This is a genomic window from Nitrosopumilus sp. S6, from assembly GCF_054515815.1.
The window spans coordinates 1-20,154 of sequence record NZ_JBTNRI010000002.1 but is presented as its reverse complement, the minus strand read 5'-3'; the positions used below and the strand labels follow the sequence as shown (position 1 = coordinate 20,154).

The following is a 20,154-nucleotide window of genomic DNA, read 5'->3' as shown; positions in this document are numbered from 1 at the left end:
TCATTCTAACTTTTTGATTATAGATTTCATTGTTGTGCTTTTCTCAAATATTTTTTTAGGCACGATTCCACTGACTATGAGATTTTCTTTTTTAGCATCTATCAAAATTTCTTGAAAAATACATTGAATTTTTGATATTTTTTTACTTTCACTTAGTACTTTTCCTGTCTCAATGAAAAATCCATTGATTAGAAGGTTTTCTATTTTTCTATAACCTGACGTTTTAGGTACACTTGATTCTCTTAGAATTTCTGGTATCGTGTGCTCGCTTTTTAAAATTGACATAATCAATTTCCTGGTTTCATTATCTCCAAATATATCTAAAATAAAATGAACTAATTTTGAATCAAGAATGGTTAGATGATAGTTTTGTTTTATTTTTTTTACCTGAATAATTTCTTTTAGGCATTGATCTTCAAAGTCATAAATGTCTAAATCAGAATTTTTTTTAATAGTTTTTAATAATATTTGAAAATGTTCCATTGAAAGCTTGATTGACATTCCGTGTTCTAAAAATAATTCACGTTCAATTTTTTTTAGTGTATCTACATCAATTTTTTTCTTAATCTTAGTACGTAATGATGTTGAAATTAATCTGTCTAATCCAGCCATATATGGTATCTAAAGATGTAAAATATAAAGAACTCATTAACTTTATGAATTTATGAGCAAATCTGTTATTATCATTGATGATGATGAGGATACTGTTCGATTATTTTCTGAATTTCTTGAAGAAAAAGGAATCAATGTTGTAGGAAATGGATTTGATGGTGTTACTGCCGTTAAATTGTATAAAAAATTGAAACCTGATGTTACTTTAATCGATCTTAACATGCCTAATGGTTCTGGATTTTACGCAATCAAGAAAATACAAGATATTCAACCCAAAGCACGTATAATTGCAGTTACTGCTGATACTAGCTCAGAAACTGAAGAAAAATTGAAAAAACTCAATGTATCTGTAGTTCAAAAACCCTTCAATATTGAACATATTGTCTCTAGCATAAATGAGTAATTCCCATTTTTGGGAGGTTTCATATAGTCTTATATTGCAACTATCATACTTTATGATATGGCAAAACGAGTAACCATAATGATTGATGATGATATCGATAAGAAACTTCGACTTCGTCAAGCAAAATTAATTCAACAAGAACAAGCCTCCTACAGTTATTCTAAAGTACTAAACGAAACCATTCGTAAAGTCTTAAAATAACTGGGAATTTTCATTTTTTTCAGAATAGATTAAAGATAATGAAATCTATCTAATTATTAGAAATGGTTAATCTCCTAGATCCTAGCAATGTCATAACCAGACTGTTTAATGCAGGAAAATACGAAGAGCTGTATAACTATTGCAAGGGATTACTTGAAAAAATTCCTAATGACATGGTAGCACTTCAAAACATTTGCTTGTCTCTGATTTATCTGAAAAAATATCAGGAAGCTATATCTTATTGTGATAAAGTTCTTGAAATAAAAAAATCTGATACATATGCATTAAAAAATAAAATTTATGCACTAGAAAGTTTGAATCAATATCAAGAAGTTCTAAAATTATGTGAAGAAATTCTTTCTTCTAATCCTAATGACTCTTGGGCATTGAATAGTATGGGGTTGTCATTAAATGAATTGAATCAACATAAAGAAGCACTTGAATATTATGAAAAATCATTGGCAATAGATCCAAACGATGTTACAGCCTTGATGAATAAAGCTATATCTCATAGTCATTTAGGTAATTATGAAATTGCAATAGAATTTTACGATAAGGCACAATTAGTTGATTCTAGTCTCAAAGAAATTCCACTTGCTAAATCTAGATTGTTTGAAAAATTAGGTGATAGTGATAACGCATTTTTGGCAGCCCAGGGAATTCTTAACAAAGACATGGAAAAAATTAAACTAGCCGCAAAAGAAAACAAATGCTCTCTCTTTCACCAAGTTTGTGAAAATGAGTTTGAACAAATGGATTCAAAGTAATCTTAAATGAAAATTAACTAAATCATTTTATACGTGAATTTGTACGTGATTTTGATGTTTACAGGAATTGTAGAAGGAATAGGTAAAGTTGAAAAAATTTCTAAAAACACAAAAAATCGTAGTGCAGTACAAATGACTGTAAACTTGGGAAAACATGCAAAAGGATTGAAAATTGGACAAAGTGTTGCACTAAATGGTGTTTGTCTTACTGCAACAAAACTCACAAAATCTAATTGTCTTTTTGAAATGATTGAAGAAACTACAAAGAAAACAGACCTTGGAAATCTTGAAGTTGGAGGAATTGTAAACATTGAACGAAGTTTAAAGGCAGGAGATCGATTGGAAGGTCATTTTGTTTTAGGACATGTGGATGGTGTAGGAACAATTAAAAAAATTCTAAAAAAACCTAAAGAAGTCCAAGTTTGGTTTGAAGTACCTACAAAACTAGCAAAATATGTAGTCAAAAAAGGTTCTATTGCCATTGACGGAATCAGTTTAACCGTAACTGATATCAAAAAAAATCTTGCATCAGTTTCATTAATTCCTCATACAATTGAAGTTACAAATTTTCAAACAAAAAAAGTAGGCGACAAAGTTAATATTGAAACTGACATTCTTGGAAAATACATTCTAAAATAAACCTAATAATCTACCACTTTATTGGTAATTACCAATTTTTGAGTAAACTTTATAATCCGTTTGAAGATTTTTTTGTTTATGTCACTTGAAACCGCATTACAATCTCTGAAAAGAGGCGAGTTTGTACTCTTGTTTGACTCTGCTGGACGAGAAAATGAAATTGATATGGTGGTGGCAGCAGAATTTGTAACTCCTGAACATGTTGCAAGAATGCGTCAACATGCTGGTGGATTACTTTGTATTGCAATAGATAATCAATTTGCAAATTCACTTGAACTAAAATACATGCATGAAATTTTGTCCGATTCTGCAATCTCTAACAAAGAGATGATTATGGGATTAGCTCCTTATGGGGATCATCCAACATTTTCATTATCTGTAAATCATTATCAAACTTATACAGGAATTACTGATAATGACCGATCATTAACAATACGTGAAATGGCAAATATTTACAATGTTGAAAATAAACAAAAAAAGTTTGCATCCTCTTTTAAAACTCCAGGACATGTTCCTTTACTAATTGCATCAAAAGGTTTGTTAGCAGCACGTCAGGGACATACAGAAATGTCTGTTTATCTTGCACAAATTGCAGGTTTGACTCCTGTAACTGCAATATGTGAAATGATGGATGCTGAAACATACACTGCATTATCTGTTGATAAAGCAGAAAAATTTGCAAAACAAAATGGAATTCCATTGATTGATGGAAAAGAACTATTAGAATACGCCAAGGTGCATTAATTTTGAATATTGCTATAGTAGTTTCGGAATTTAATGAGGAAGTGACATCTAGGATGCTCTCAGTTGCACAAGAAAAAGCTGATTACCTAAAATTAAAAATAACCTATACGTGTTCTGTTCCTGGTGCATATGATATGCCCATAGTAGTTGATTCATTATTACAAAAAAATGATGTTGATGCTGTAGTTACTTTGGGGGCAATTATCAAGGGACAAACTAAACACGATGAAGTAATTTCTCATGCTGCTGCTCAAGCACTTACTGATTTATCCATAAAATATCAAAAACCTGTATCTCTTGGAATATCTGGTCCTGGAATGCAGGAAAGACATGCTCATGCTAGAATTAGGCCTGTAGCTGAGCGTGCTGTAGAGGCTGTAGTAAAAATTTCATCAGAACTAAAAAGGATTCAAAAATGATTCAACTAAGTATTTTGAAAATAACAGGTTATGGTCCCTGGACTTTGACTTTGGGAAGTGACCGAGAACATGAACTCCAAATGCTTCAGGCATCTTTGTACAAGCAAGTACAAAAATTATTTTCTGAAAAAAACTGCCTTGTTTTTCTTAACAGATCTGATGAATTTTTTGTTGTTTCTAATGGTATTGGTTTAGAAGATCACATTGAAATTCAAAAAACACTTGAAAAATCATTTGAAGTACATTTAACAATTTCAATTGGTTTTGCTGAATCTCCATTTGAAGCAAATTTGAAAGCATATGAAGGAAAGAAAAACAAAATTGTTCTAAATAAAGAACACAATATTTTTGGTTTTGTTAACGAGTCATCTGACTCTAAAGTTACTATCATGCATTTGGATGTTGATGATTTAACATCACGAAGAACAACAAATTCCCCATATGAAATCTCTTCAATAATTTTTCAATTATACTCTAAGATGTCAAAATACTTTTTGGAAAAAAATTCACTGGCATTTTTTATGGGGGGAGATAACTTTATGGTAGTTGCAAGTAATGATGGAAAAAATTCTGTACAGGATTTCATTAATATGATTAAAAATGATGATAATATTTCTTTGAATTGTGGTATAGGTAATGCTAGTACATGTAGGGATGCTGTAAAATTGGCCACAAAATCCCTTGATACAATTCGTGAAATTCGAGATTCAGGAAAAGAAAAACCTGAAGTTTATGAATTATCATGTTAATCAAAAACATTAGCCTTCTTTTAGGAAAAGAATTAGAGTTCATCACAAAAACAAATGTTCAAATCCAAAATGGAAAATTCAAACGTATTCAACCTAACATTAAACCAAGCAGTACAGAAGATTCGATTGACTGTGAAGGCCTCTTACTAATCCCTGGATTTATCAATGCACATACTCACATAGGTGATTCTATTGGAAAAGACGTTACTTTGGATAGTTCAGTAGATAAAAAAATACATCCTGTTTTTGGTGCAAAATCAAAAATTCTAAAAAACACTCCTCCTGAGAATCTATCTAATTTTATGAAAAACACTTGTCACTCTATGCTTCGAAAAGGAATTACCACTTTTGTTGATTTTAGAGAAGGAGGGCTAGATGGTGTTATTTTATTAAAAAAAACATTATCTGAAGTTCCTATACGATCAATCATCTTAGGTAGATTAGATTTTTACCAAAATTCTACAGAAATCAAAAAAAATCTATCCATTCCTAAAGAAAAAGCTCAGGAATTACCTGCAATTCTCAAAAAATGTGATGGTATTGGGGTTAGTGGTGCAAATGAGAATAGCAATTCTGTTTTGAATCACTATTCAAAAACGTCAAAGATTAGAGCTATTCACGCTTCTGAAACAAAACAAAGTGTTTCAAGATCTAAAAGAATGACTGGAAAATCTGAAACAATTCGTGCACTATCTATGAAACCTCATTTTCTTGTTCATATGACTCATGCATCAAATAGTGATCTTCATGCAGCAGCAAAAAAAGTCAGAGGAATTGTTATTTGTCCAAGAGCCAACTCCTCATTAGCTGAAGGAATTCCAGACATTACACTAATGCAAAAAGCTGGTTGCACGCTTGCATTAGGCACAGACAATGTTATGATAAACTCCCCAGATATGTTCAGAGAGATGGATTATCTATGGAAAGTCACAATGGGCATTCATAAGAAAAGAATCAATCCTAAAGAAATTCTAAAAATGGCTACAGTAAATGCTGGAAGAATATTGAAAAAAGACATTGGTGTTATTGAGACAAAAAAAATTGCTGACTGTATATTTCTCAATAAACATGCCTTGGATTTAGAACCAATGCACGAACCTTATGCATCAATTGTTCATAGAGCATCAGAGTCTGCAATACAAGCAGTAATGATTGGAGGTAAAATTGTTCATGGAAAAATCTAGACCCCGTGTTATTCTAAGTGGAGCAATATCTATTGATGGTAAAATTGCAACCAAAGTAAATGATTCTAAACTTTCATCAAAAGAAGACATCCAAAGACTTCATAAATTACGTTCAAATGTAGATGCAATTCTTGTTGGAAAAAACACTGTGTCACGTGATGATCCACTTCTAACTGTTCGTCATGTTAAAGGAAAAAATCCTATTAGAATTATTTTAGACTCTAAAGGAATCATTTCTCAAAAATCAAAAATTCTACAATCTAGTGATAAAATTCCAACTATAATTGCAGTATCAAAAAAAATTACTAAAACAAATCTTGAAAAACTTAGGAAATTCCCTATTGAGATAATCAGTGTTGGTAATGATTCTGTTAATCTAAAATTATTATTAAAAAAACTCTCAAAAAAGAAAATCAAGACAATCTTAGTTGAAGGTGGTGGAACCGTAAATTGGGAATTTGTTAACCAAGAACTTTTTGATGAGATGATAATAACTCTGTCTCCATTCTTAATTGGTGGTGAAGATGCAATTTCTTATCTGCATGGTGTTGGGTTTAGCAAGATTTCTAATTCCCCAAATCTTAGACTCAAATCAGTTAAGAGGCTCAAAAATCATCTAGTTTTACATTATGAAAAGCTCTAAGTTCTTATACTTTATTTCGAATACAACTACAAGAAATTGGCAGTAAAAAAGAAAACAACTAAAAGAAAATCTACCACAAAAAAGAAGGCTGCACCAAAAAAGAAGGCTGCACCAAAAAAGAAGGCTGCACCAAAAAAGAAATCTACTAAATCAAAAGCAAAGAAACCAGCATTTGGTGGATATGCTATTAGTTTTGCAGGACGTAAAGAAACCGCTGAACAAATATTTGGTAAAAAACCAATTGCCCCAAGTGAAATGACTAAAAAGATTTGGGCATTTGTAAAATCAAAAAGCCTTTCTAATCGTTAGACCCACTTGTTAACGATAAACCGTTAACACTTTCTATCTTTTAATTATTTTAAAAAATAAGATATAGATACTGGAAATAATGCAAATTCATCATGTCAACTGCATCATTAAGACGTGATCATGAATTAATTGAAAAAGTTGTCAAAGCAATGGATGCAACTATCCAATTATTAAATGAAAATAAAAAAATTCCTGAATCAATTTTACTTCCTGTTATTGATTTTTCAAAAAACTTTACAGATGTTTGCCATCACAGTAAAGAAGAAAATTCTTTGTTTCCTGCATTAGAACAAGCTGGATTGCCAAAAAACATGGGTCCTATTGCAATGATGTTGATAGATCATGAACGTTCTAGAGAGATTGCAGCAAGCATGGAATCTTCTGCAAAAGAATATCTTTCTTCAGGTAATTCTGCAAAATTAATTTCTGATATGAAACAATACGTAGAACATATCACAGAGCATCTTTGGAAAGAAAATAATCGATTGTTTATGATGGCAGAAGCTCGATTGCAGTATGTTGCACAGAAGGTTGATGGAGAATTAAATGAAATTGAAGCTGCAAAACTCAAGGATTTAGGAAAGACTAGACAACATTATGAAGATCTTGCTGAAAATCTCACCCGCGATGTTGCTGAACAAGGAAATTAGGCTTGACTGACAGTAAATTTGGTCAAGTAGTTGCCGTACGAAAATTTGCAAATGGGGACATTGAATTAGATTTCTATCATGATGATGTTGTCACTGAATATCGATATTCTGCTGATCCTAGTAGATTAGGAAACTTCCCAAAAGAATTGGCCGAAACTTTAGTATCCACTTTATCTACTGATATCTGTATTGAGATTTTCTTTGGAGATGATGGAACTCCAACACATGTAGAATTAGAAGAGTGTGACGATGAAGAAGATGATGAAGAATTTGACGAGGACTTTGTCCCAGAGGAATCATGAACTCTGAATGTACCTCAAAGCTCAAGGCGTTCCCAAGATCTCTTTGATCTTCACTCAACAATACGCGTCATCGAGTATCCTCGTCGCTGTATAATACGCTAAAATTATACTTAAAGGATACTCATAATTTCAACTGTGAAAAACTATTCTACGTAATGATGATGTGTTAGATTATCATAGAATCTGACTGATTTTAGATTTACAAATTCTAGCATTCCATATCTTGATAATTCTCTTCCAAATCCACTGTGTTTTATTCCACCAAAAGGAATTCTTGGATCTGAAATTACCACATTGTTTACACTAACAATTCCTGATTCGATTCTTCTTGACATTTTGTCTGCTTTAGCAAGATCTTGTGTCCAAATACTTGCTCCTAATCCAAATTCACTATCATTTGCCATCTTGATAGCTTCACTTTCATTTTCAACAATTGTTATTGGTGCTACTGGTCCAAATGTTTCTTCTTTTGCAATTCTCATGTCTGGTGTGATATTTGTTAGAATTGTTGGTTTGTAGAAATACCCTTTTCCATCTATCTCTTCTCCTCCTAGCAATACTTCGGCACCTTTTGCCTTTGCATCCTCAACAATTCCTGAAATTGTTTCTAATCCACCCTTGCTTGATAATGGACCAACATCTGTATCAATTGACATTGGATCTCCAACTTTGAGTTGAGATGCTTTTTTGATGAATAATTCAATAAAGTCTTTAGCAATATTCTTGCCTACAAAGAATCTTTTTGAGGCTACACAACTTTGTCCACAGTTGATAAATCTACCCTTTACTGCACCTTCAGCTGCTTTCTCTATAATGGCATCATCTAAAACAATGAAAGGATCACTTCCTCCTAATTCTAAAACACATTTTTTTAGATTCATAGCAGCTCTCTCACCAACTTTTGCTCCTGCATTTGTACTTCCAGTAAATGTAACAGCATTAACTTCTGAATCAATGAGATGATTTGCAGAATCTACACTTCCAACTACTGTTGAGAATACTCCTTCAGGTATTCCTGCATCTGCAAATGCTTTTTCAATTTCAATTCCTGATTGCATAGTGATTCTAGACGGTTTCATAACAATCACATTTCCTGCCATCAAACAAGGAGCTGCAAATCTTAGAGCTTGCCAATATGGAAAGTTCCATGGCATGATAGAACCAATTACTCCTAGTGGTTCAAATGTAAGAAAACTCTTTCTTGCATCTGTATTTAGAACTTCATCACTAAGGAAACTATCTCCGTGGTCTGCATAAAATTCTAAAGCCCAAGCACATTTTTCAATTTCACTAATTGATTCTTTTAATGCCTTCCCCATTTCACTAGTTGCAATTTTTGCTAACTCTGTTTTGTTTTTCTTTAAATGTTCAACTAAATTGTAAATGTAACTTCTGCGTTTTTCATAATCTTTTTTCCATTCAGGAAATGCTCTTTTTGCTTTTCTAACTAATTCAAATACCTGATCTCTATCCATCGTTGAAAATGTAGTGATATCTTCACCTGTTGCAGGATTTACTGTAGTAATCTGACTCAGGATATTTCAAAACTGTCTCTCTTATTTATTCTAGTAACCTAAAATCCAGTATTGTTGATAATTTAATTAGAAAATTTGTTGCATATCTTTTTTGATTTCATCAATTTTCTTTTGATATGCCTTTTTTGATTTATCATTCTTTTTTAGATTAAGGACATTTCCACATGAAGGACACTTGAACATTCCTTCAAGAGCATCCTCAAATGTTACTCTTGGACAGTCTTCATTTCCACAATGGTAAAAGTCTGATGCATTTTCATAGTCTAGTCTTTGTTGCAGTCGTTCTTCAATTTTCTTTTTTTGATTTTCAATGAAATGCTCTACTTCTTCTCTTCTAGTTCTCCATCTGTAGACAAACCATCCTTTTCTTTCATCTTTTACTCTGATTCCTGTAATGAGAGATTTTCCAAAAAGATCATACAGTACTTTTCTTACCATATTGATTCTAAGTCCTGTAGAACTGGCAATTTCTTCATCAGTTGCATCTTCTGCTTTTAACAATGAACGAGCTACTTTGAGATATTCGTCTCCCCCAATCATTGAAGCAATTCTAACAAAAGGATCTTCGTACTTGTCTACCAACTCTAATTTCTCCTGATTTTCTATTATTAATCCCTTGTTTCTTTTACCTGCACATTTTTGCCTGTTTTTGTGGGTATGATCTTCCTCTTTGCATCTACAAATTCTTTTTCAAATTGCTGACCTTCTTGAATACGATCTAAGAGTATGGCAAGAGCACTTATCTCAGAATGAGGTTGACTGCCTATTCCTACATTGTAATCTGCCAATTCATAAATTTCTCTAGGAACTTTTTCAGCACCAACAACGATTAGCAATTTTTCTTCTTTTCGAATCGTCTCTTGAACATCATTAATTTTTTCACCATACATTGAAAGATGTACTATTTTGAAACCATCCTCTTTCTTTTTTTTAACAATTGGTTTCCAATTTTCTATAAATTCAACTGTAAAATTGCCTCCCCATGTTTGATTAATTTTTCCTAACGTATCTTTTATCTCTGGATTGATTTCTGTCATGAAAATTGTTTCTGCACCAAATGCTCTTGAAACTAACGCTACATGAGTCGTAACTCGGTCATCTCTAACTAGTCTTTGTCCAATACGTACTACTTCAATTATCAAATGCCTTTTCAACTCCTAAATTTTTTTCAAATTTGTTTGAATTGTAGCTTTCCAAAATATCTTTTATCAATTCTTTGAGTTGTTTTACATTTTTTCCTGTTTTTGCAGAAACTGGAATCCATTTTTTATTGTCTACTAAATTTAATGTCTCTATTTTTTCTTCAATTTCACTATTTTCTAACAAATCTGATTTATTTAGTGCATATACCATTCTATCTTTTTCAACTCCTAACTCGCTAAGTGTTCTCATGCAACTCGAAAATTTCTTTTTTAATTCAAAAATAGAATCACTGATATCTATTACCACAATAATGATATCCGTGTGACCTAATTCTTCTAAAGTTGATTTGAATGCGTCAATCATGTATGCAGGTAATTTACTGATAAAACCTACTGTATCTGAAATCAAAAATGGCTCTTGATTAATCGTAACTCTCCTTGTAGTAGTAGAAAGTGTAGTGAATAACTCACTGCTCTGATCTTTTGTTTCTCCTGTCATCTTGTTAAACAAGGTAGTTTTTCCAGCTGAAGTGTATCCTGCAAGTGAGATTGTTTTGAATCCCATTCTTTTTCTTCCCTGTCTGTGAAGTTCTCTTTGTTTTCCAGCTTTTTCTAATTTTGATCTAACTGTACTCATTCTGTGTTTGATGTCATTATAGTAAACATCAACCTCGAATTTTCCTATTCCCATAAATCCTGGTTGTTCTCCCATACTTGATAGTCGAACTTTTTCTTTTGCTCTAGCCATTTCATATCTTAGTTGAGCTAGTTTCACTTGTAATTTTGATTCTGCACTTGATGCTCGACTTTCAAAAATTTCAAGAATTAATGCTTCTCTATCTAAAATTTCTCTATGTAATACTGATGCCAAATTATAATTCTGACTTGGTTTTAAAACCTCATCAAAAACTATGACATCTGGTCTAATCTTTTCTGCAATCTCTTCAAGATTTTCTAAAATTCCACCACTTATGCCATACTTTGGTTTTTTCAAGAATTTCTGTTTCATTGTATGAACTACTTGAAGACCTGCTGCATCACAAAGTCCCTTTGCCTCACTAATCACATCTTCCTTATCATACGTGATTAAAATTGCTGATTTCATTTTGATTCCATGTTTTTACTATAATGCGAGTTAAAGATTCTAACTGTTTTGAAATCTATGCCGTTTTTTTGATTGTTTTTTCTATGTTCATATTTAGGACTATTTCTGCAATATCGCTGGCATATTCAGAAATTCTTCTAATGTTTTCTGTCATCCTTCTTACTCTGTAGATCTCTTCATCATCTTTTAGTGATTTTGAGGCTTCTCTAACCTTTTTCTCAAATTTTGCAATATCGTTGGTTTTCTCAATAGTTTCTTCAGCCTGTGCGTAATCTTCCTTGAATAAAGATAGACATGCGTCATCTAATGCAGATAAACAGAATTCATTCATGTCTTGTAATTTTTGCAAAATTTCCTTTTTCACTGTTTTCTTAAATTCCAAAAGATCTTTGGCAATGAATGCTGCATGATCACCTGTTCTTTCTATGTTTTTTACTACCAATCTGTACCCCAGGCAATTTCTTGGATTTCTAAAGCCCATCTCTTTTAGCATGTGTTCATTTTGGATTGCTATCTTTAACTGACGAATAATATAAAATCCAAATCTATCTACTTCGTCATCTGTGTTGATTACCTCTTGTGCCAAATCTAAATTATTTTCTTTGACAGCAAGTAAGGCATCACTGGACATTGATTTTGCCAAGTGAATCATTCTCTTGAATGCCCCATCAACTGATAACTCCAACAAATTTACTAGAACTTGTACTGTGATTCCACTACTAGAGTCTGAAATTATTTCAGAGCCCATCAACATTCGCTTAACTGCTTCTTTTACGGTGTTTCTTTGAATGGGACTTAATCTCCCATCTTTTGGTTTTACATTAATTGTTTTGAAACCCAAGAAATAAAGTGAAATTAATTTCCTTACAATAGAAGATGCTTTTTCTTCAGAATTAATTTCAATTATTGCTTCTTCTTTTTTCTGATTACGTGATTCAAATTTTGGAGGAAAAAGCTCTAAGGTTGATGAGCCTTTTCTAACCATTCTAATTTGATCACCTTGTTTTAATCCTAAATCTATAATCCATTGTTTTGGTAATGAAACTATATACGATGATTTGCCTGTAAACTGGATTTTTCTTGTTTCTTCTCTTTCTTCCATAAACTACATGAAAAATCTCATTCTATATAGTTTTTTGATTTTACCATATGTTATCATTGAACTAATATTTAGAAGATATCAAGTCTGGATATGGATCATATTCTAAAACTCCAGTCTTCTATTGACTCTCTATTTGGGAATGGTACCTCAAAACATCTTCCAAAAGATATTGAAATGACCTTCTCAAGGAAAACTGGCAGAATTAGAACAGTTATGCATAAAGGAAAACTACTGTGTACATTAAGAATCGATGGTGGTTTGGCAATTAGTCCTTATTTTGCTCAAATACTATTGAAGAGTAAAACATTCAAAGAAAATTGTGTAGAGATAAACAAAGATGCTGCCCCTTTTGTTCAAGAGGGAAGATCAGTGTTTTGTAAACATGTTGTAAAATGTGGAAAAAATGTTAGAATCTCAGCTGACACTCCAATTCTGTTCAAAAATAAAGTCATTGCAGTAGGTAGGGCTGTTTTGTCCTATGAGATGATTTCTGATTTTGATAGGGGAGTAGCCATAAAAGTTAGAGATAGTTTAAAAAGTCGTAAAGAGGAAAAAGAACTATGATGCGAGGAGGCAATCGCGAAATGCGAAGAATGATGGATAAGATGGGATTGGACATGAATGAATTATCCAATGTTCAAGAAGTTACCATAAAGACCGATAAAAAAGAGATCATTATTTCAAAACCATCTGTTACCGAAATGAAAGCTAAAGATAATTCTATTTTCACTGTTACAGCTGACAGTTACGAGGAAAGAGAACTAGAGGTTCCAATTTTCTCTGAAGAGGATATTCAACTTGTTAGCCAACAAGCAGGTGTTGATGAGGAAAAAGCCAAAAGTGCATTGGAAGAAGCAAAAGGCGATCTTGCTCGAGCCATTTTATTGCTAACCACTGGATGATCCTTCTTTTACGCCTAAAAAACCTCTAAAAATGAATGATTTAAGTAATGGATTTATCGAAATTCGAGTGTAATGAGTATGGCTGAATCTAAAGTCACTGGAATCATCAAATCTCTAAATGTCTTAGAAGATGATATTGACTCCTTAAACAGTAAAGTCGGAGATATGAAAAAACAACTTTCAGTAAAGGCCCAAAATGAAATAGATTCTCTTATGGAAAAAACTAGAGAAATGGCCACAAAAGAAGCAGAAGTTATCATAAATGCTTCAAAAGAAAAGGCAACTGCTGAATCTGCAAAAATTGCTCAAGAAGGTGAGGCTAAATTATCTGAAATTCAATCAAAAATTGATGCTAATTTTGATGAAGCAGTGAAACATGTCGTGTCAACTGTTTTGAAGGCAAAATCCTAAATTCTATATTCTGTTTTGTCAAATATCGATCCCTTACTTAACTCTCGTATCGGAATTGCTACTTCCTATGGTAAACCATACTATAGATTTTCCACATATCTAAAAGCCCTGAAACTATCATTTGATTCAATTTTACCTGAGGAAATTCAAAACTATCCAGGCCATCTTATTCTAACCACTCGTCAAGAATCTCCAAAAACATGTGAAATGCCAATACTTCACGAAGACATTTTTGAACATCCTCCAACTGTCATCCGTGGAATCATGATGCAAAAACTAAATCTCAATTTTGAAGAAAATGATCTAATTTTAGGAATTGATCCTGGTGAAAGAACTGGCTTGTCTGTATTTTATTATGGAAAAGAGATTGAGAGTTCATTCCATTCGTCTGTTGAAAAATTAGTTGTTCATATTATCCGAGTTCTTGGAGGTCTTAGAGCGAAAAGAAAAATTGTAAAAATTGGAAATGGGAATATGGGGATTGCAAAACAGATTGTTACTATGTTAAACCTCAAATTTTGTTCATCTTTTGAATTGGAATTTGTTGATGAAAGAAAGACCAGTATGAAAATTAAGAATTTTAATCAGAGAGGAAAACGAGATATGCTGTCTGCAAAATATATCTCTCAAAGAGATGGACATAGACATTCTATATTACCACTATCTCTGACGGGTTAATTTTTCATATTTTAGGAATAAATCTTCTGTTTCTTCAGTTCATACTGTATGAATTTCTTCTATTTTCTGTATTTTTTTAAAGAAAAAATGAAATTTTTTGTCAAACAACTATATTGATAGATATTATTTTTTCAAGAAAAACGAATTTCAAACAAGCTATACATATTTATTGAAGATTTCTTGTTTTTCGTTGAAACAAATTATTGTGATCGTAAAATTACTTATAATTATTACAACTTTTTATGACTTTTTTCCAATATTTCACCGATCCATCCTTATATACTTATGAATTCTATAAAATACTACCAAGATGACTTGTAAAGGAATTTGTGTAAGATACAAGGCTCAAAAGCCTGTTGGAACCGGAAGATATGCTTCTGGACAACGTCGATGTCAAATTTGTGAAATATTCATCAAATGGGAAGGACTATGGTGTCCCTGCTGTGGCTATAGATTAAGAACTAAACCACGTAATTTGAAATACAAAGCCAAATTGCGAGCAAGAGTTGAGGCTGATTCTATTGAAGCAAAATCAATTGCAGAGGTTCAACCAGAAGTTGAGGAAATTGCAGTAAAAGCAAAATCTAAAGCAAAAACTGCAAAAGCAAAAACAAAGTCTAAGGAAAAAACTCCATGCAAACATTGTGAGAAATTATTTGTCTATCCAGACAAACACGAAAAAAATTGCAAGAAGAATCCTAACCTAGTTGATGCTTCCCAAGAAAATGAATCAATAGCAATAAAAGCATAAGACTTGTTCATAGCTTATTGAACTCTCCAAATGGATTTTTCCAAAAATTGGTAAATTTGGAGGGCCGTAACTTTTCTTTATCTATTCAAAAATTTGATAATGGTTATTTTATTTCTGTAGCTGAAGGATCCAATAAAATTGGCTCCATGGTAGCTTCAATGGCAACTGGACCTACTCCTGTCACCACCACTATTATTCCATCTAGATCTGAATCTCTTTTTCTCAAACTTGTTGCTGAACGAATCAGTACCAGAATGAGGGGCATTGCATTAGTTTCTGCATTTATTCAAAAAGAATTAGATCCCAATACTGCAAAACACTTAATGTCTGAGATTATGGAGATGATTGAGAATGAGTGATTTAAGAAATTATATTTCAAAAATTAAGAAAAATAAAGAACTCAAAATTATAAAAACAAAAGTTTCTACAAAATATGAGATAGCAGGAATCACTGCAAAAGTTGACGGTTCACATGCCGTATTATTTGAAAACATCAAAGAAAGTAATTTTCATTTAGTTTCCAATTTGGTTGGAACTCGAAAAAGATTTGCTCTTGCAGTTGGTGGAACTGAAAATAATATTCATGAAAAGATCATTTCTGCCATAAAAAAGGCAAAAGCCCCTAAAATCATCTCCTCAGGAAAATTTCAAGAAAACAAGTCAAAAAACCTCTTTTCTATGCCTATTGTTACTCATTTTGAAAAAGAATCCGGTCCTTTTATCACCTCTTCAATTGCATACGTTAAGAATCCTGAAACTGGAAAACAAAATTCATCTTTTCATAGAATGATGCCAATTGATGAAACTCATTTTTCAATACGAATGGTTGAAGGACGTCATTTACATCGATGTTTTGTTAATGCAAAAGACCATGGTGAAGATCTAAAAATTGCAATAACTGTAGGCGTTCATCCTGCCATTTCTATTGCAGGAGCATATCAAGCACAATGGGGCAAAGATGAGATTGATATTGCAAATTCATTGTTGGGTGGAAAATTAACTTTAACAAAACTTCCATTTACTGGATTGAATGTTCCTTCTGGTTCAGAAATAGTTATGGAAGGAAAAATTCTTCAAGATAAAACTCATCCTGAGTGGATGGTAGAAATGCTTCAGACATATGATCATAAAAGATCCCAACCTGTTTTTGAACTTGAAAATATGTATTTTAGAAATACCCCCATTTTCCATGATGTTTTGTCTGGTTATTCAGAACATAGATTATTGATGGGAATGCCAATTGAATCAAAATTAAATGGTGATTTGAAAAAAGCATTCAAACAAACACAACAAGTATCAATGACAAATGGTGGATGTAATTGGTTGCATGCAGTAGTCCAAATAAAGAAGAAAAGTGATTCTGATGCAAAAAAAATAATCAAAAAAACATTCGAATCACACCGTTCACTAAAACAAGTTACAGTGGTAGATGAGGATATTGATCCTAATGATGCTGAGGCAGTAGAATATGCTATGGCAACAAGATTTCAGGCAGATAAAGATCTTGTAATTTTAAAAAATGTGCGCGGTTCCAGCCTTGATCCATCAAGTAATCAAAAGAAATTGCAAACCGCAAAAATGGGTATTGATGCGACTAGATCACTTTCAAAACGTCCTGAAGGATTTGAATTGGCAAAAATCCCAAAAATTGATAAAATTAAACTCGAAAAATATTTCAAATAATCATAATCAACTGATTAAATTAAATTTGGATAAATTAGAATTATTTTAGATAAAATGTCATCTGAATCGAATGTTAAAGAAAAGAGTCCTGCTGAATCCCATGCTGAAGTAATAGTTAGAATGTTTCCATCTGATGCAAATCCGGCTGGAAATGTGTTTGGTGGTGAAATTTTAAAACATATTGATATGGTTGCTGGAATCGTTGCTCAAAGACATTCTCAATCAAATGCTGTTACTGTATCTATGGATAGTGTTAATTTCCTAAAACCTGTTTTTGTTGGAAATGTCCTATCATTAAATGCTCGTATCAATTATGTTCATAACTCTTCTATGGAAATCGAAGTTAGGGCAGAAGCTGAAGATATTGTTACTGGAATTAGAACTGTAACTGGAACTGCTTTTGTAACATTTGTTGCACTGGATAAAAATGGCAAACCTATGCATGTTCCAAAACTTTCTTTAAAAACTGATGAAGACAGAACCAAATTTGAAGAAGGAAAAATCAGAATGGAAAAAAGATTAAAAAATCGGCAAAAATAATTTTGTGATTTTTAGGGATCCCTTTAAGAATAACGAACTCTATCTTTAGTTAATGTCTGACCAAGAAAAAAATAATGAATGGGATTCATTGTGGCAAGAATATACCAAATCTCTTGAAAATTGGAAATCACTTTTTGAGCAGATTCAAAATGCCAGTAATGACATGCAATCTAAATTCAATGAAGTTTGGGAAAAAGCTACTGTTGAATCTAGTAATGAAACCATGAAATTATTTGGAGAAAATTGGCAAAAAGCAATGACTGATGCTGGAATGAATTCTTTTAAAGAATTCAGTGAGAACTGGCAAAAAGCTCTCAATGATAGTAACATGTCTACTTTCAAACAATTTGTTGAAAATTGGCAAAAGAGTCTTAGTTCATCTGGATTAGAACAGATGAATGCATATGGTGAAATGATGAAAAAATTCACTGAAACCTGGGGCTCAATGTGGCCAAAATCAAAATAAATTTTGAAAGAATAAAAACATCCTTTATTCTAAATTTTTTATGTCTCAATATCAGAATGAGTGTTTTGTAGAATTATCTAGTTTTGATGATTTAGCTAGATATGCTTGTGCATTTAGAGAATATCCACAACGAGTCTATTCTCAGGAATTTAATGGAGAACGAGTTGTATCTAGCAGTTTGATTCTTGCTAATACCTTATTGATTTTCTATATTCCTTTGAAAAAATCCGGCCGATACATTTCATATCAAGTAAATGGTGGAAAAGAAATTTGTGATATTGTAGAATCCACACAAAATATTTCCCATTATGCACCTGTCATTCATATGGAATCAGAAATCTCTCCATTGCCTGAAAATGAAAAAATTATCTCAGATCAGTTTCATCCAATACAAGTAAAAGATCTTGGTAGTTTAGCCAGATTAACGTATGATCCTGAATTTCCAGATGAACAAAATTTAACATTGTTTGCTTTGCCTAGAAAAAAATCTTGGGTACTTGGTTACATTACCTCCCTAGAAATGGATGAAGTGTATTATAATTTCAATTATGTAGAATTGGATTCTGAACCAACAAAAAATTTCTTAAAATATCATGGTAATCAAGGAAAAAACCCTGAATTCTCTGATACCATTGATCATGGTTTTTCATATTTTCCAATAATTAAAATAAAAAATGAACATGCTGTATTTGGATTTTCAGATTAATCTAATTCCAAGAAGTTAATTCTTTAATTTTTCCCCTTGATTCTTCAACCAATCTTATCAATACTGGAATGTAAATCTCTGATGCATAGGCAATTTCAATTGCAAAAATATCTTCAATGTCGATAAATGCTGATGCAGTTATTTGATCTTCATTCACCCTAGGCTCATTATTTGTGGTTCTTTTGTGATTGATTACTTCTAAAAACACTGGTAATTGTCGATTAATTTCAATTTGTAATTCCTCTTTTGAGCGTAATTTTTCATTACTTAAACCAACCATGATTTGTTGGTTAATGTCATTTTCATATCTCTCCTGTGCTCTTATCATGATTTTTATTTCAGGTAACGTGTTCTGTTTGTTTTTTAATTCACATATTTTTTTTATTGCTTTTGGAATTCTACTTTTGTGTTCTTGATTGAATTTGTCTATATACCATTCTGAAAATTTTATTGCTTGCAAATCATTTTTTGATTTTGCTTTTTCAAGAAATTTAGCATATGAAATTTTTTCTTTTATGAATAATCCAAAATCTCTATTTGCCTCAATAAAAATACCATCTATTGTTCTGTTTACAGAATCTATGAATTTAGAAAAATAATGATTTACGTAAAAAGGATCAGGTTCGTATTGTTTTATCTGTTTTAGATAAATTTTACAATCATCAATAGTTTTTTCAATACTCATTGACCATTGCCAGATTCTGAATTTGTAAATTTTGATTGTGCTTTCAAACTAAATGATAGTTCTTTGAAAATCTCGTTCACACTTACATCTACTAGATTTATTGTAGCATTTTCTTTGACTATTTGTTTTTCAAATTTTTCTTTTATTGCAAATGATACTGATGACCAATGTAAAATTCCTTTCAATTGTTCTTCAACTGTAGCATTTGTTGTTGGAAAATTTGCTGGTGAGAAAACAATACCATTTGTCCATTGCATTGTGGGAATTGCACCTCCTGAAGATCTAGTACTAAATGCTATTTGCTTTACCCAATCATCAAATTTGTACTCAATTACTTCGTGAATTATCAGTTTCTTCCATGGTTCTATAGAAATTTCCATTTGAACATGGTTCTCTAAAACCAATTATAATCTTATTTCTCCAGCATAATCCTTGAATCTTTAGATTTAGACTCGCTTATTTACTAGAAATTAATCATTATTTTTTATAATGGATAAATGGGCTGACTATCTTATCTCCGAAGTCAGTTATGATACTAAACATCTGATTTCTGTTGCCATAAGACATCAGGATACAGACAAGGGAATAACAAAAGGAATCCCAGTTGATCGATTAACTATCTCTTCTGACATCAAAAATGGGATTTCTTACATCACAATTTACAGTGGCAAAAACTCTTGGAAAAAGGGGAAACCAATTCAGACTTTTTCAATTGGGGGTGAACCATTTTTACGAATTGATGGAAATAAAGTGGAATTAGATTTTCTGGGAGATTTACCTACTGTATCAAATATTGAATTAGATGAACTTGATTTAGCTCCCGAAC

31 protein-coding genes are annotated in these 20,154 nt (G+C 31.9%); 23 read left to right on the top strand and 8 right to left on the bottom strand.

The genetic code is table 11. The features are described 5' to 3' along the window. Positions 1-612, bottom strand: coding sequence for a transcriptional regulator (locus tag ACX12B_RS01460; RefSeq protein WP_459352289.1), 612 nt, complete (start codon positions 610-612; stop codon positions 1-3). A 52-nt stretch (positions 613-664) separates the two neighbouring features. Between ACX12B_RS01460 and ACX12B_RS01455 the strand changes: the two genes are divergently transcribed. From ACX12B_RS01455 to ACX12B_RS01400, 12 genes are all read left to right on the top strand, one after another. Continuing rightward, entirely contained in the window at positions 665-1,015 is a 351-nt protein-coding gene (locus ACX12B_RS01455; RefSeq protein WP_459352288.1) for a response regulator, read from the top strand. A gap of 57 nt (positions 1,016-1,072) precedes the next feature. Then, positions 1,073-1,216 (top strand): hypothetical protein, encoded by a 144-nt coding sequence (locus tag ACX12B_RS01450; RefSeq protein WP_428325912.1) that lies wholly within the window; start codon positions 1,073-1,075, stop codon positions 1,214-1,216. A gap of 62 nt (positions 1,217-1,278) precedes the next feature. Further along, positions 1,279-1,983: a tetratricopeptide repeat protein gene (locus ACX12B_RS01445; protein WP_459352287.1), complete on the top strand. Its 705-nt coding sequence runs from the start codon at positions 1,279-1,281 to the stop codon at positions 1,981-1,983. A gap of 54 nt (positions 1,984-2,037) precedes the next feature. After that, complete coding sequence (locus ACX12B_RS01440) at positions 2,038-2,622, top strand: riboflavin synthase (RefSeq protein ID WP_459352492.1); 585 nt, start codon at positions 2,038-2,040, stop codon at positions 2,620-2,622. A gap of 78 nt (positions 2,623-2,700) precedes the next feature. Next, positions 2,701-3,366, top strand: a complete 666-nt coding sequence (gene ribB, locus ACX12B_RS01435) for a 3,4-dihydroxy-2-butanone-4-phosphate synthase (RefSeq protein WP_459352286.1) — start codon at positions 2,701-2,703, stop codon at positions 3,364-3,366. Between the two features lie 2 nt (positions 3,367-3,368). Next, positions 3,369-3,785, top strand: coding sequence for a 6,7-dimethyl-8-ribityllumazine synthase (ribH, locus tag ACX12B_RS01430; RefSeq protein WP_459352285.1), 417 nt, complete (start codon positions 3,369-3,371; stop codon positions 3,783-3,785). Continuing rightward, positions 3,782-4,534 (top strand): GTP cyclohydrolase IIa, encoded by a 753-nt coding sequence (locus ACX12B_RS01425; RefSeq protein WP_459352284.1) that lies wholly within the window; start codon positions 3,782-3,784, stop codon positions 4,532-4,534. Before ribH ends, ACX12B_RS01425 begins: the two co-directional genes overlap by 4 nt. Next, positions 4,528-5,718, top strand: coding sequence for an amidohydrolase family protein (locus tag ACX12B_RS01420; protein WP_459352283.1), 1,191 nt, complete (start codon positions 4,528-4,530; stop codon positions 5,716-5,718). Before ACX12B_RS01425 ends, ACX12B_RS01420 begins: the two co-directional genes overlap by 7 nt. Next, the gene (locus tag ACX12B_RS01415; protein WP_459352282.1) at positions 5,705-6,361 is read left to right on the top strand and encodes a 2,5-diamino-6-(ribosylamino)-4(3H)-pyrimidinone 5'-phosphate reductase; all 657 of its coding nucleotides are present in this window, start codon (positions 5,705-5,707) and stop codon (positions 6,359-6,361) included. The genes ACX12B_RS01420 and ACX12B_RS01415 overlap by 14 nt, the downstream gene beginning before the upstream one ends. 36 nt (positions 6,362-6,397) lie before the next feature. Further along, positions 6,398-6,670 carry an SWIB-MDM2 domain-containing protein gene (locus ACX12B_RS01410; RefSeq protein ID WP_459352281.1) on the top strand — a complete coding sequence of 91 codons (273 nt, stop codon included), beginning with the start codon at positions 6,398-6,400 and terminating at the stop codon, positions 6,668-6,670. Positions 6,671-6,762: 92 nt separating this feature from the next. Then, the gene (locus ACX12B_RS01405; RefSeq protein ID WP_459352280.1) at positions 6,763-7,320 is read left to right on the top strand and encodes a hemerythrin domain-containing protein; all 558 of its coding nucleotides are present in this window, start codon (positions 6,763-6,765) and stop codon (positions 7,318-7,320) included. Between the two features lie 2 nt (positions 7,321-7,322). Then, positions 7,323-7,622, top strand: a complete 300-nt coding sequence (locus ACX12B_RS01400) for a hypothetical protein (RefSeq protein WP_459352279.1) — start codon at positions 7,323-7,325, stop codon at positions 7,620-7,622. A 143-nt stretch (positions 7,623-7,765) separates the two neighbouring features. Here ACX12B_RS01400 and ACX12B_RS01395 read toward each other — a convergent pair whose 3' ends face one another. The 5 genes from ACX12B_RS01395 to ACX12B_RS01375 all read right to left on the bottom strand — a co-directional run bounded on the left by ACX12B_RS01395 (position 7,766) and on the right by ACX12B_RS01375 (position 12,506). Further along, entirely contained in the window at positions 7,766-9,157 is a 1,392-nt protein-coding gene (locus ACX12B_RS01395; RefSeq protein WP_459352491.1) for an NAD-dependent succinate-semialdehyde dehydrogenase, read from the bottom strand. Positions 9,158-9,223: 66 nt separating this feature from the next. Then, positions 9,224-9,739, bottom strand: coding sequence for a transcription factor (locus ACX12B_RS01390; RefSeq protein WP_016939412.1), 516 nt, complete (start codon positions 9,737-9,739; stop codon positions 9,224-9,226). A gap of 26 nt (positions 9,740-9,765) precedes the next feature. Then, positions 9,766-10,299, bottom strand: a complete 534-nt coding sequence (locus tag ACX12B_RS01385; RefSeq protein WP_459352278.1) for a tRNA (cytidine(56)-2'-O)-methyltransferase — start codon at positions 10,297-10,299, stop codon at positions 9,766-9,768. Next, a complete protein-coding gene (hflX, locus tag ACX12B_RS01380; protein WP_459352277.1) occupies positions 10,289-11,404 on the bottom strand; it encodes a GTPase HflX in 1,116 nt (371 codons plus the stop codon). Before hflX ends, ACX12B_RS01385 begins: the two co-directional genes overlap by 11 nt. A gap of 55 nt (positions 11,405-11,459) precedes the next feature. Then, on the bottom strand, positions 11,460-12,506 hold the full coding sequence (locus tag ACX12B_RS01375) for a PhoU domain-containing protein (RefSeq protein ID WP_459352276.1): 1,047 nt from the start codon (positions 12,504-12,506) through the stop codon (positions 11,460-11,462). Between the two features lie 90 nt (positions 12,507-12,596). Here ACX12B_RS01375 and ACX12B_RS01370 point away from each other — a divergent pair, with 90 nt between their 5' ends. The 10 genes from ACX12B_RS01370 to ACX12B_RS01325 all read left to right on the top strand — a co-directional run bounded on the left by ACX12B_RS01370 (position 12,597) and on the right by ACX12B_RS01325 (position 18,643). Further along, positions 12,597-13,070: a PUA domain-containing protein gene (locus ACX12B_RS01370; RefSeq protein WP_459352275.1), complete on the top strand. Its 474-nt coding sequence runs from the start codon at positions 12,597-12,599 to the stop codon at positions 13,068-13,070. Next, positions 13,067-13,408 carry a nascent polypeptide-associated complex protein gene (locus tag ACX12B_RS01365; protein WP_141977350.1) on the top strand — a complete coding sequence of 114 codons (342 nt, stop codon included), beginning with the start codon at positions 13,067-13,069 and terminating at the stop codon, positions 13,406-13,408. Before ACX12B_RS01370 ends, ACX12B_RS01365 begins: the two co-directional genes overlap by 4 nt. Before the next feature lie 78 nt (positions 13,409-13,486). Continuing rightward, positions 13,487-13,819, top strand: coding sequence for a hypothetical protein (locus ACX12B_RS01360; protein ID WP_459352274.1), 333 nt, complete (start codon positions 13,487-13,489; stop codon positions 13,817-13,819). Between the two features lie 108 nt (positions 13,820-13,927). Continuing rightward, positions 13,928-14,497: a hypothetical protein gene (locus tag ACX12B_RS01355; RefSeq protein WP_459352490.1), complete on the top strand. Its 570-nt coding sequence runs from the start codon at positions 13,928-13,930 to the stop codon at positions 14,495-14,497. A 310-nt stretch (positions 14,498-14,807) separates the two neighbouring features. Continuing rightward, positions 14,808-15,248 (top strand): hypothetical protein, encoded by a 441-nt coding sequence (locus ACX12B_RS01350; protein ID WP_459352273.1) that lies wholly within the window; start codon positions 14,808-14,810, stop codon positions 15,246-15,248. 17 nt (positions 15,249-15,265) lie between these two features. Next, positions 15,266-15,607 (top strand): proteasome assembly chaperone 4, encoded by a 342-nt coding sequence (locus tag ACX12B_RS01345; RefSeq protein ID WP_459352272.1) that lies wholly within the window; start codon positions 15,266-15,268, stop codon positions 15,605-15,607. Next, positions 15,600-16,931: a UbiD family decarboxylase gene (locus ACX12B_RS01340; RefSeq protein ID WP_459352271.1), complete on the top strand. Its 1,332-nt coding sequence runs from the start codon at positions 15,600-15,602 to the stop codon at positions 16,929-16,931. Before ACX12B_RS01345 ends, ACX12B_RS01340 begins: the two co-directional genes overlap by 8 nt. A 54-nt stretch (positions 16,932-16,985) precedes the next feature. Continuing rightward, a complete protein-coding gene (locus ACX12B_RS01335; RefSeq protein ID WP_459352270.1) occupies positions 16,986-17,471 on the top strand; it encodes an acyl-CoA thioesterase in 486 nt (161 codons plus the stop codon). A 52-nt stretch (positions 17,472-17,523) separates the two neighbouring features. Continuing rightward, the gene (locus ACX12B_RS01330) at positions 17,524-17,937 is read left to right on the top strand and encodes a hypothetical protein (RefSeq protein ID WP_459352269.1); all 414 of its coding nucleotides are present in this window, start codon (positions 17,524-17,526) and stop codon (positions 17,935-17,937) included. Between the two features lie 40 nt (positions 17,938-17,977). Next, positions 17,978-18,643 (top strand): hypothetical protein, encoded by a 666-nt coding sequence (locus tag ACX12B_RS01325; RefSeq protein ID WP_459352268.1) that lies wholly within the window; start codon positions 17,978-17,980, stop codon positions 18,641-18,643. 1 nt (position 18,644) lies between these two features. Here the strand turns inward: ACX12B_RS01325 and ACX12B_RS01320 are convergent, their stop codons facing one another. Beyond that, the gene (locus ACX12B_RS01320) at positions 18,645-19,328 is read right to left on the bottom strand and encodes a hypothetical protein (RefSeq protein WP_459352267.1); all 684 of its coding nucleotides are present in this window, start codon (positions 19,326-19,328) and stop codon (positions 18,645-18,647) included. Then, entirely contained in the window at positions 19,325-19,708 is a 384-nt protein-coding gene (locus ACX12B_RS01315) for a hypothetical protein (RefSeq protein WP_459352266.1), read from the bottom strand. The genes ACX12B_RS01320 and ACX12B_RS01315 overlap by 4 nt, the downstream gene beginning before the upstream one ends. 109 nt (positions 19,709-19,817) lie before the next feature. Here ACX12B_RS01315 and ACX12B_RS01310 point away from each other — a divergent pair. Further along, positions 19,818-20,154: hypothetical protein (locus ACX12B_RS01310; protein WP_459352265.1), on the top strand; the 337-nt coding region annotated here is incomplete at its 3' end.

Coding starts and splice junctions, on each gene's coding strand:
- ACX12B_RS01340 (WP_459352271.1), top strand. CDS start 15,600: ATGAGTGATTTAAGAAATTATATTTCAAAAATTAAGAAAAATAAAGAA.
- ACX12B_RS01350 (WP_459352273.1), top strand. CDS start 14,808: ATGACTTGTAAAGGAATTTGTGTAAGATACAAGGCTCAAAAGCCTGTT.
- ribB (WP_459352286.1), top strand. CDS start 2,701: ATGTCACTTGAAACCGCATTACAATCTCTGAAAAGAGGCGAGTTTGTA.
- ACX12B_RS01315 (WP_459352266.1), bottom strand. CDS start 19,708: ATGGAAATTTCTATAGAACCATGGAAGAAACTGATAATTCACGAAGTA.
- ACX12B_RS01425 (WP_459352284.1), top strand. CDS start 3,782: ATGATTCAACTAAGTATTTTGAAAATAACAGGTTATGGTCCCTGGACT.
- hflX (WP_459352277.1), bottom strand. CDS start 11,404: ATGAAATCAGCAATTTTAATCACGTATGATAAGGAAGATGTGATTAGT.
- ACX12B_RS01365 (WP_141977350.1), top strand. CDS start 13,067: ATGATGCGAGGAGGCAATCGCGAAATGCGAAGAATGATGGATAAGATG.
- ACX12B_RS01440 (WP_459352492.1), top strand. CDS start 2,038: ATGTTTACAGGAATTGTAGAAGGAATAGGTAAAGTTGAAAAAATTTCT.
- ACX12B_RS01330 (WP_459352269.1), top strand. CDS start 17,524: ATGTCTGACCAAGAAAAAAATAATGAATGGGATTCATTGTGGCAAGAA.
- ACX12B_RS01370 (WP_459352275.1), top strand. CDS start 12,597: ATGGATCATATTCTAAAACTCCAGTCTTCTATTGACTCTCTATTTGGG.
- ACX12B_RS01415 (WP_459352282.1), top strand. CDS start 5,705: ATGGAAAAATCTAGACCCCGTGTTATTCTAAGTGGAGCAATATCTATT.
- ACX12B_RS01335 (WP_459352270.1), top strand. CDS start 16,986: ATGTCATCTGAATCGAATGTTAAAGAAAAGAGTCCTGCTGAATCCCAT.
- ACX12B_RS01320 (WP_459352267.1), bottom strand. CDS start 19,328: ATGAGTATTGAAAAAACTATTGATGATTGTAAAATTTATCTAAAACAG.
- ACX12B_RS01375 (WP_459352276.1), bottom strand. CDS start 12,506: ATGGAAGAAAGAGAAGAAACAAGAAAAATCCAGTTTACAGGCAAATCA.
- ACX12B_RS01405 (WP_459352280.1), top strand. CDS start 6,763: ATGTCAACTGCATCATTAAGACGTGATCATGAATTAATTGAAAAAGTT.
- ACX12B_RS01360 (WP_459352274.1), top strand. CDS start 13,487: ATGGCTGAATCTAAAGTCACTGGAATCATCAAATCTCTAAATGTCTTA.
- ACX12B_RS01450 (WP_428325912.1), top strand. CDS start 1,073: ATGGCAAAACGAGTAACCATAATGATTGATGATGATATCGATAAGAAA.
- ACX12B_RS01455 (WP_459352288.1), top strand. CDS start 665: ATGAGCAAATCTGTTATTATCATTGATGATGATGAGGATACTGTTCGA.
- ACX12B_RS01445 (WP_459352287.1), top strand. CDS start 1,279: ATGGTTAATCTCCTAGATCCTAGCAATGTCATAACCAGACTGTTTAAT.
- ACX12B_RS01420 (WP_459352283.1), top strand. CDS start 4,528: ATGTTAATCAAAAACATTAGCCTTCTTTTAGGAAAAGAATTAGAGTTC.
- ACX12B_RS01460 (WP_459352289.1), bottom strand. CDS start 612: ATGGCTGGATTAGACAGATTAATTTCAACATCATTACGTACTAAGATT.
- ACX12B_RS01325 (WP_459352268.1), top strand. CDS start 17,978: ATGTCTCAATATCAGAATGAGTGTTTTGTAGAATTATCTAGTTTTGAT.